This window comes from Pseudovibrio sp. Ad13 (assembly GCF_001623225.1).
Classification (GTDB): Bacteria; Pseudomonadota; Alphaproteobacteria; order Rhizobiales; family Stappiaceae; genus Pseudovibrio.
Map to the genome: position 1 here is coordinate 56,476 of NZ_LMCC01000007.1, position 10,460 is coordinate 66,935.

Sequence of the window (10,460 nt, forward strand, 5' to 3'; positions counted from 1 at the left end):
CTTGGTGTTAGCGATGGTTTTTGCGGCCTTCAGACACCTTCATAAAAACCAAAGCCATCACAACAGCCATGCCCACATGTCCGAGGAATGAGGACTGCGTATAAGCGCCAAAGTCCATCATGAAGCTTCTGCCAATAAAGGGCGCGAGCATACCTTGCGCGATGTACCAGAGGAGCACACCAGCAACCACGCCAGAAATCCAAAACCGAAGTCTGGTCACTTGATGCACTGCAAGCACAGCAAGCGGAAAGACAATTGCGCCAACGGAAAAGTGGATCAGGAAGGCGAGGCCATATGGAATGGAGAGCCCGAATAACTTGTTCGCCAGTGCTGTAACGAGATACGCAGGTTCCAGAACCGGCCCAAATAGAAGCGGTGAGACAAACCAGGCATAAGCCTCAAAGGCAGTTTCGCCAATGACACCAGCCAGCAACAGCGTGGGCAATACGGTTACGAACGAGGAGACAGGAGGAACAGAAGTATCCAGGGCCATTGGGAGATCCTTAAGAAGCTCGATGGGGAAACGCACAGATCGAGATATGTGCAGTGAGCACTTCTTTAGGTGTGAGTTTGGCAAGGGGAATACAAGACAGCTCCGTTCCCAGTTTAATCACATTACGTTCACCTGAATGAGAGCCATTGGGCCGGAAACTAATGCCTGCGTCTTCCCCGCACATTGTGCTCGCTTCATGCATCAATGCAAGATTCTCAGGAAAAAACTCAGTTTTCAGGCGGTTCCAAACAAAATGCACAATGATCTGGACGCCACGTCATTGTTCGTGGGGCTCTCGGAGATGTATATAATTGCTATAAGGTTTTAGTAAAAGCACGTATAAATTGAGTTGATTTTACGAGGACATATTTTGAGTGAGGTGGATCTCATTGACGGAGCGCCAAGAGCGGAGATTTCTCAGCCTATTCCTCAGGCTGTGTTTTCCGTTGATGGCGTTGCGCCAGATGAGCGCTTCTCTCTCTGGAAGGAAAGTATCTCCTTCATGTTTCAGGTGGAAGCAGATCATGCCGTCAGGTCTGATGAATTCACCGCAGAAGTAGATGCGCATATGTTCGTGCAAATTATTCTGGCCCGGACAAAAAGCAGAAAGCAGTTTTGGGAGAGGAGTGAGCTGACTATCGCAAAAGATGGGATGGACCACTTCATGATCCAGCTGTTTGAAACAGGAGACATGATTTTCGAGCATGACGGTGCACAACATTCTGTTGCACAGGATGGCCTCATCATTTTTGATTTAGCCAGGACGTCAAAATCCTGGACCAATACATTTTCAAACCTATCCCTGATTATTCCCAGGGAGTTGCTCGAACCTAAGCTGGTTTATCCAGATGGGCAGCATATGCGGAGATTGCCTGCCGCGCAGCCCATGGTTCAGCTTCTTTATAATCATATTAAGACGTTGAAAGAGTTGTCGGGTCAACTGAGCTTGTCACAAGCTGCAGATATTAACCCGGCAACGATTTCACTCGTTACAGCTTGCCTGAACAGCACATCTGAAGGTGTGGCTCTGGTCGAAGCAAACAGCCATGCCGCACAGATTATGCTGGCAAAACGAACAATCAGCGAGCACCTGTCGAACCCAGATCTTTCACCCGAAACTGTGGCCATAAAAGCAAGTATCTCACGTTCAAAGCTATATGAGATGTTCCGCAATTACGGCGGCGTGAAAAGCTTCATTCTGGAGCAACGTCTCAAGGGCGCAATGATGGCACTCATCAGCAACAGCAATGCCCACCGCTCCAACTCGGAAATCGCGTTTTCCTTCGGTTTTACCTACGAGAGCACCTTCAGCCGCGCTTTCAAAAAAAACGCTTCTCCATGACCCCATCCGAAGCCCGAAACTCCGCCGGCATCGCCTGGACCAGGGCCATGAGCACCCCAAATGTAGACCGCCGCTACGAAGACTGGGTGAAGTATTTGTGAGAGGTAACCGGCGACGGATTGTCTCCGCCGCCTCGGCTTACTCTTATGCGACGGCGACGTCTTGTGGGCGGACGAACCAGCGGAGATCTTCCACTTTTTGCGGCTGAATGACGTTGTAGCGTTCTTCGGTGCAGTGATTGCGTAGGAGCTCTGCTTCAGCTGCTTTCATGGTCTCTGCCAGAGACGGGCGATCTGATTTTACTGTGGCTTCTGGCAGCGCGTTGAAATCGAGTGTTTCGAGCGAGGCGGCCAGTTCTGTTTTGTGGTTTTGGTAGCGCCAGACAGCACCGTTTTGGTCGAAGCGGTAGAATGGCAACAGCTTCCAGCCGTGCTCTGCGACCAACTCAATGGCGCGGACCAGATACTCGAAGGTTTCTTCATCAATGAAGTAGTTGAAGTTGAGGCGGATCCAGCCCGGACGCAGGATCATGTGACCTTCCACCAGCTGCTCTTCCAGTGCCTTGCTGTAGTGCATGTCCATGCCAAGCAATGCGTGGCCGTATGGGCCAGCGCAGGAGCAGCCACCGCGGGCCTGAATGCCGAACAGATCGTTGAGCAGCGCCACAACAAAGCTGTAGTGCAGGTCTTTGCCTTTATGAGTGATCTTCAGCGAAGTGATAGACAGACGCGGTGCCTCGGTGTTGCCAAGGATCTCTATGTTCTCGCAGTTTGACCAGCGGGCTACGGCTCGGGAGACAAAGCTCTCTTCCCGGCGTTCAATCTCATCAGTACCAACAGCTTGCTGAAGCTTGAACACCAGCCCTGCTCGCACGGATTCAATGATCGCTGGTGTGCCGCCTTCTTCGCGCCGTTCTGCGTTTGCCACGTAGCGGTGATCTTCTGGCGTTACATACATGACGGTGCCGCCACCTGGCATCGCTGGCACTCGGTTTTGAAGAATGGCATTGTTGACGATTAGAACGCCCGGTGTGCCCGGTCCGCCGACAAATTTGTGTGGTGACAGGAAGATAGCGTCTTTGGTGCTGTCGCCTTGCTCATCCTGAGCACCAGCCATATCGATGCCCACATATGGAGCCGCCGCGGCGTAGTCCCAAAAGGAGAGTGCGTCGTGCTTGTGAAGCAGGCGGGCGACGGTGTCGACGTCGGTTTTGACGCCGGTGACATTTGAGGCTGCCGAGAAGCTGCCAATCTTGAGGGGACGGTCTGCATATTTGATCAGCTGTTTCTCAAGATCATCCAGACAGACCTGACCGCCTTCGCAAAGGGGAATGGAAACCACGTCTGCAATGCTCTCGCGCCATGGCAGTTCGTTGGAATGATGCTCATAAGGGCCGATGAAAACGACGGGGCGTTCTTTCTCGGGGATCTGCTGTTCAAACTTGTAGCGTGCGCTCAGGTCTGCAGGCAGTTTCAGGTTGAGAATGTCGATCAGTTTATGGATCGCGGAGGTTGCACCAGAACCGCAAAAGATCACGGAATGATCATCGTTTGCGTTAACTGACGAACGGATCTGCTGACGGGCCTGCTCGCGCAGTGCGGTGGTTTGTGCGCCTGTGTAGGAGGTCTCTGTATGGGTGTTGGCATAGTAAGGCAGAACGTGATCGCGGATGTAATCCTCAATCATGCTCAGCGAACGGCCTGAGGCTGTGTAATCCGCATAAACCAATGGCTTACGACCAAACGCCGTGGCAATGGCTGCGTCCTCACCAATCACTGATTTTCTGATTTTATCGATCAAATTACACATGCTTGCCCCGTCTCTTTATTCCGTCTCATCAGATTCTTGTTATGGCGAACACACTCTAAGTTCGCTTAGTTTGCTGAAAAGATTGAATATAAGAAACTACATACTACAAAGATAAGTCAAGTTAGAAAATGATACTCTAAATGAGATAAAATATAGAATTGGTATGATTTTACTCAAGCAGGTGCCTACCCCTCGCCATGAACCCGCAAAAATCGTGATTTTGATAATTAAATTTTAATTGTATCTATGGATTCGCAGTGCGCCTTTGTGAAATATGAGTCGCGCAGGAGCCAAACTGTGTTTAAAAGCATCCCGAGTTATGCACAGCACTGGGTAACTTCCTGTCGCCTTGACATTGATATGCAACGCGAAGTTGAAAAAAATTTCACAAAAGAAAATATTATTCGAAATAATATGCGAAAAGTGAAAAATTGATCAATACGTCCTTTACGTCATCCTCTACATCGAGAAAACTGTCGATGCATGCTGCAGAAAATCTTTCGGGCATCTAGCAAAAAATAATCGTTCGTCTTGGCTCCCGGCTCAAAACTGGGAGGGGAGTGACGGACTCGGATAAGATGAACTGTAACGGGGTTGATACATGTTCAATTTCTTTCCTCGATTTAACTTCTACTCGATCAGCGTAAACTTTGGCACGTGGTGGGATGACGTCATCACGGGTACCGACGGTATTGATTGGGTCTGGGGTTTCAACGGTAACGATACCATCTCCACATATGCTGGAAATGACTGGATCCGGGCAGGTAAGGGCAATGACCTTATCTTTGCTGGTGAAGGCAACGATCGCATCAGCGCAGCTGGTGGCGACGATGTCATCCATGGTGGTGCAGGCAATGACAGCATCAATGGTGGTCGTGGTTTCGATACAGCCGTTTATGAAGGCTCAATCGATGACTATTCATTCCAACAGCGTGGTGGCTGGTGGAATCCAAAGACCAAAGTCATCGCAAATGACGGCTCTGAAAAAGACACCTTGATGAATGTCGAGGCAGTTCACTTCGCAGCTGATGACTACACTTACTATTTGGATGGTCGCAACAACGAGATCCGCGCTGGTGAAGATGCTGTTGCATCCGGCGATGAAGGTCTTGTGATTGAGGCTGCCACTCTGCTGGAAAACGACAAGGATTATGACGGCGATACGCTGACAATCACTGAAGTTTCCGCAAGCAGTGCTTCCGGCGCAACCGTCTCTCTCGAGAACGGTCAGGTCTCCTACAACCCAGGCAGTGTGTTTGACAGCCTGCGTGAAGGCGAGACTGCAGAAGATACCTTTACTTACACAGTCACCGACGGCAATGGCAGCACCAAAGACGTCACCGTTACTGTGACCGTGACTGGTTCCAATCAGGCTCCGGTTCTATCTGTCGCTTCTGACGTTTCCGTTGCAGAAAACACCACTGAGGTGGCGACTGCATCTGCAACCGACGTTGATAACACGGACCTGTCCTACTCTGTTTCCGGTACAGATGCTGGCCTGTTCGAGATCGACGCTGAAACTGGTCAGCTGAGCTTTAAGACAGCTCCTGACTTTGAAGCACCAGCAGATGCTGATGGCGACAACGTTTATCAGGTTGAAGTCACTGTCACCGATGCTGACGGCGGTTCTGACACTCAAAGTGTTTCCGTCACTGTTGAAGACGAAAACGAAGTTGTGCGTGACGTAATCGCGTTCGACATGGTCGACTCTCAAAATCAGGGCCTGGTGAGCTTCACCAACACTGCGCCTGATTTCTCCAGCGTTGCTGATGGCTTTGGCAAGTTCACTGCAGACAGCGCGCCGTTCTCACTGGTCGATTCCACCAATGGCGGCTTTGAGAATGACGTTCTGGGTATCATCGATGAGGCCACCAACTCCGGTGAATTCTTCGGCGTAACCGACAGCATCAACAATGACAATGATGGTGAACTGACAGCGTCCTGGACCTTCGATATTGCAGGCTACAAAGATCTGGGTCTTTCCCTTGATCTTGGTGCAATGGGTGACTTTGAAGGCACAGACACCTTTGTGATCCGCTACTCCATTGATGGTGGCGAAGAGCAGGTTCTGTACTCCTTCACCTCTGACAATGACGGTGCACAGACCTACACCCTTGCCAGCGGCAAGACTGTTGATCTGGATGATCCGCTCACCGATGCAGACGCAGGCATTGTGCTGACCAACCAGCTGCAGACCCTTGTGTCTGATCTGGAAGGCACTGGCTCTGAGCTGACCATCAGCGTTGAAGGCAAGTCAGATGGAAGTTCTGAAGCGTTTGCGTTGCAGAACCTGAAGATCCTCGGCAACCCGGCTGTTGTGCGCGAAACCTTCGCGTTTGACATGGTGGACTCTCAGAATGATCGTCTGATCGAGTACACCAGCACTGCACCAGACTTCACCAGTCCTGCAGACGGCTTTGGCAAGTACACTGCTGCCGACGCTCCGTTCTCGCTGGTCGATTCCACCAATGGCAGCTTCGAGAATGATGCAGTCGGCGTTATCGATGAAGTCTCCAACACTGGTGAGTTCTTCGGTCTGACCGATACCGTCAACGACGATAATCCTAATGGTGACCCGCTGGTCGCGACCTGGCGCTTCGACATCTCAGATTACAGCAATATCAGCCTGTCTCTGGATGCTGGTGCAATGGGTGACTTCGAGTCTGATGACACCATTTCCATCCGCTACTCCATTGATGGTGGCGAAGAGCAAACTTTGTTCGCCTTCACCTCTGACAATGATGGCGCTCAGTCTTACACCCTTGCCAGCGGTAAGGTTGTTGATCTGAACGATCCGATGGTTGAAACCAACTCTGGCCTTGTTCTTACCAACCAGCTGCAAACACTTGTTGCTGATCTGGAAGGTTCTGGGTCCGAGCTGACCATCATCGTTGAAGGCTCTGCAAACGGCAGCAATGAAGCATTCGTTCTGCAGAACCTGCAGCTGGAAGGCGACACCACAGGCGGTGGCGGTACGTCCACAACCTACGCTATCGCAGCAGAAGCTGACTCCAAAGCTGAAGGCGACAGCGGCGTAACCTCCTTCGAGTTCACAGTGACCCGTGACGGTGATCTATCTGAGGCTGGCACTGTTGACTTTGCTGTTGGCGGCGATGTTGATGCAGCTGACTTCGGTGGCACTTTGCCATCTGGCAGCATCGAGTTTGCAGCTGGCGAAACCACCAAGACCATCACAGTCAACATCACTGGCGATGAAACAACCGAGCTGAGCGAAGCCCTGTCTGTGACCTTGAGCAACCCAACGGGTGGCAAGATCACAACCAAGACTGCAACCAGCACTGTTGTAAACGATGATACCGCGCCTACACTCATCTCCACCATTCAGGGTGACGGTGCAGAATCCGGCATGGTTGGCGAGTTCGTTTACGTCAGCGCGCTTGTAACAAGTGTGACCAGCAGTGGTTTCTACCTGCAGGAAGAAACAACTGACAGCGACGGCAACTCCGCAACTTCTGAAGGTATCTTCGTTTACACCGGCGCGGCTCCAACCGTTGCAGTTGGTGATGAAGTGTCCTTCGGTGGCACTGTTGCAGAGTTTGGTGGCCAGACACAGCTGACAAACATTGGGGATCTGAGCATCCTGTCTTCCGGCAATGATCTGCCAGAATACATGCAGGTACTTCTGTCTCCAACAAGCCAGCAGAACCTGGAAGCTCTGGAAGGCATGCGCGTCAGCGTTGGCTCCGGTACAGACGATGCTCTGACAGTCATCGAAAACTTCAATTTCGACCGCTACGGTCAGATAACAGTTTCCGCTGGCGCCCAGTATCAGGCAACCCATCTGTACGATCCGCAGGATGAGCTTGACCAGATCATCGAACATCAGGAAATGAACCAGAACAACCGCATCCTTATCGATGATGGTTCTTCTGAGCAGAACCCTGACGAGTTCACCTACGTGCCAGTCACCGAAGAAAACGGCGACAATGGCAATGGGTATCTGGACAGCGGTGATGACTTCTCTGAAGGGGCAACTCTGCGTCTTGGCACAGAGATCGATGCACCGATCGAAGGCATTCTCACCGAAGGCTTTGATGGTCATACTCTGATTGTTGACGGCCAGATTTCCATCGATGAGAGCACCAACTCCGGTGCACGTCCTGACCAGCCTGCTGATGTGGGCGGTGATCTGAAAGTGTCCAGCTTTAACGTGCTGAACTACTTCACCAGTCTTGGTCAGCGCGGTGCGAGCTCCGAGGCAGATCTTGCGCGTCAGACCGACAAGATCGTCAAGGCAATGCTTGATATCGATGCGGATGTCTTTGGTCTTCAGGAACTGGAGAATAACGGCTTTGATGATGCCTCTGCAATCAGCGCTCTTGTTGATGCACTGAATGCGGAACTGACCGCTCAGGGCCGGACTGATGAGCTTTACACCTTCGTGAACCCGACTGACGGGGCTCCGATCGGGTCTGATGCCATCACCACCGGTATGATCTACCGTCCTGGCAAGCTGACTGTCATTGAGACAGAAACCTACACCTATCAGGAAACAAGTGCGGATGCGACTTACGCGATTGCGGATCGTCTGCAGGACTTTGCTGATCGTTCATATGTAGGTGACTTCCAGCGTAACCGCCCAACCGTTGCAACCACTTTTGAGGATGCAAACGGCGAACGCTTTACCCTCGCAGTCAACCACTACAAGTCCAAGGGTCCAAGTGGCCTGAGCGACCTGGTGGAAGACATTCAGGGTAAACTGGATGCAGGTACCATTCCGGCAGCTGATGTTGACCAGGTACAGGCAGATCTGGATGCCTTGATCGCTGATCCAAACTACGATCAGGGTGACGGGCAGGCTTTCTGGGCTCAGGCACGTGAAGATGCAGCAAAAGAGCTGCATGAGTGGCTGAGAACGGAATATGCAGGTGCAGGTCTTGATCCGGACATCCTCGTGATTGGTGACTTGAACACCTACGGCAAAGGCGACTCCGTACAGGAACTGGTAGAGGGCGGCGACATGACCGATCTTCTGTCTCAGTACCTGGGCGATGAAGCTTACAGCTTCGTGTTTGATGGTCAGCGCGGTTCTCTGGACCACGCTCTGGCATCCGACAGCCTTGCTGATCAGGTGACCGGCCTTGCTGAGTGGCACATCAATGCTGATGAGCCAGACCTGCTCAGCTACAACAGCCGCTTCACCGATGCTGGTTTCTACACTGACGACCAGTACGGCGCGTCCGACCATGACCCACTCGTCATCGGCCTGGACCTCAGCAGCCCAAGCGAAATGCTCGTTTAAGCAAAAAAGAAGGCCCTCGCGAGTTTGCGAGGGCCTTCACAAGAACAGAAAAAGCGGTTCCCAGAGCCGCTTTTTTTTGTATTAAAAAAGTAAGTCGCACCGTTTTGCTTGACGATCATCGACCTTCATTGAGCATCTAATAATCGTTATGAAGATAGATCTCAGTTGTGTTGGTGTCAGTGTTTTCTAAATTTTATGCTTTTGTAAGCTGTATAGGATAGATTAATTTTAAATACTATAAGTAGAAGTATAATAAATATCAATTTATGATATGTGTATATTGGAATTGTATTGAGTAAGTTGTGTTAAGCGTTTTGGTTTTGTTGATTGAGTCGAATTTGTTAGTTATGTGCCTTTTAGCTTAAAGTTAAAAGGAGAATGGCATGCGGAAATGGTTCGCTATTGGATTAGTAGCCTTGCTACTAGGTGCATGTGGCACTGTTACGAGTTACAAATTTGCTCTTGATGCTTTTCCATTAGAAAAGAAAAATAGCTATGTTATTTGGCGCTATGCCGATACCGATATTATAATGAATGATACATTTTGTCGTATTGAGGGTGGTAAGTTTTTCGAAGATTGCACTCGAAAAAAAACCTCTGATCCAAGTAAACTGTATTTTAGAGGGTTCGGTGTCTCATTTGAATATGAAGGTGAGTATTACATAATGCGACCTGCGGCGGAGCCTCGCAGAGGTCGTTATGCGCTTTTCGAATCTTATGGCAGGTTTGCTAATAGAACTCGCACGCTCACTATTGGTGATGCTACATTTGCGGGAAGTTTTGCCCCCGGCACTATTACAGTAATCCCACATGGTGGGTACGGCACGTCTTTTCAGAAGAGCTGGCAGAATAAACTTAAAAAAGCTCTAGAGCAGGCTTTTGGTGAGCGAGTTAAGGGTTTTAAAATCGTCACTGCCAAGCAGAGAAAATCTGAGTGTCACCGCAAAAATAATAGAGTTAAATGTGAGCTCAAGAAATAGAACTCAATTTTGAGTGCCACTTCCTTACCGTCAGGCGAAACTCTAAATGTTTCTCAATTACTAGGCGATTGGAAATAATCCCCAAAATCAGGGAGATAAAGTTCGCGATGTTCGATGCTAAGCTGAGGGCTCTTTGAGGGCGAAAGCAGCTGTGTTGTGCCAGCCAATGCATCGGACAAGATAGGCTTATCCGACTGAGGCAACAGCCTTGCCTTTAAACCGGAGGTGATGGGATGAGGTTATTCCCCATTTCACTCACGCTTAAAATGAAAAAGACTCGGAACAGCTGGCTAATGCAACTCCGAGTCTCTTTCAAATAAGAAAAGGGAAGGGGGCGTAAGCTCCCTTTCCACTCCGGTTATTATTCTAGTCCTCACGACCTCAAAAATCAATGAAGTCGCCTTCCGAAGAAGTAAGGGGTTCCTTACTTTTCCTTCAACGCATGAGCGATTTGGTCTTGCATGGGTTTAATGAAGTAGGAGAGGACTGTTCGTTCGCCGGTTTGGATGAAGCCTTCGACGGGCATGCCCGGGACGAGGGTCTGGCCGTTCCGCTTTGGCATTTCGCTTTCCA

General features: G+C 50.3%; 5 protein-coding genes. 3 read left to right on the forward strand and 2 right to left on the reverse strand.

Annotation, left to right across the window (positions count from 1 at the left end):
• Positions 1-7: 7 nt before the first annotated feature.
• Positions 8-493 (reverse strand): hypothetical protein, encoded by a 486-nt coding sequence (locus PsAD13_RS11310; RefSeq protein WP_063318237.1) that lies wholly within the window; start codon positions 491-493, stop codon positions 8-10.
• A gap of 379 nt (positions 494-872) precedes the next feature.
• Here PsAD13_RS11310 and PsAD13_RS11315 point away from each other — a divergent pair, with 379 nt between their 5' ends.
• Positions 873-1,835 (forward strand): helix-turn-helix domain-containing protein, encoded by a 963-nt coding sequence (locus PsAD13_RS11315; protein WP_244275151.1) that lies wholly within the window; start codon positions 873-875, stop codon positions 1,833-1,835.
• Positions 1,836-1,979: 144 nt separating this feature from the next.
• Here PsAD13_RS11315 and PsAD13_RS11320 read toward each other — a convergent pair whose 3' ends face one another.
• Complete coding sequence (locus tag PsAD13_RS11320; RefSeq protein ID WP_063318238.1) at positions 1,980-3,644, reverse strand: aminotransferase class V-fold PLP-dependent enzyme; 1,665 nt, start codon at positions 3,642-3,644, stop codon at positions 1,980-1,982.
• A 601-nt stretch (positions 3,645-4,245) separates the two neighbouring features.
• Between PsAD13_RS11320 and PsAD13_RS11325 the strand changes: the two genes are divergently transcribed.
• Positions 4,246-8,907 carry an ExeM/NucH family extracellular endonuclease gene (locus PsAD13_RS11325; protein WP_063318239.1) on the forward strand — a complete coding sequence of 1,554 codons (4,662 nt, stop codon included), beginning with the start codon at positions 4,246-4,248 and terminating at the stop codon, positions 8,905-8,907.
• Positions 8,908-9,290: 383 nt separating this feature from the next.
• Positions 9,291-9,887 (forward strand): hypothetical protein, encoded by a 597-nt coding sequence (locus PsAD13_RS11330; RefSeq protein ID WP_063304727.1) that lies wholly within the window; start codon positions 9,291-9,293, stop codon positions 9,885-9,887.
• The last annotated feature ends 573 nt before the right edge of the window (positions 9,888-10,460 follow it).

Bases quoted from the DNA above. Each gene is read 5' to 3' on its own strand.
- PsAD13_RS11325 (WP_063318239.1), top strand. From the start codon at position 4,246: ATGTTCAATTTCTTTCCTCGATTTAACTTCTACTCGATCAGCGTAAAC.
- PsAD13_RS11330 (WP_063304727.1), top strand. From the start codon at position 9,291: ATGCGGAAATGGTTCGCTATTGGATTAGTAGCCTTGCTACTAGGTGCA.
- PsAD13_RS11310 (WP_063318237.1), bottom strand. From the start codon at position 493: ATGGCCCTGGATACTTCTGTTCCTCCTGTCTCCTCGTTCGTAACCGTA.
- PsAD13_RS11320 (WP_063318238.1), bottom strand. From the start codon at position 3,644: ATGTGTAATTTGATCGATAAAATCAGAAAATCAGTGATTGGTGAGGAC.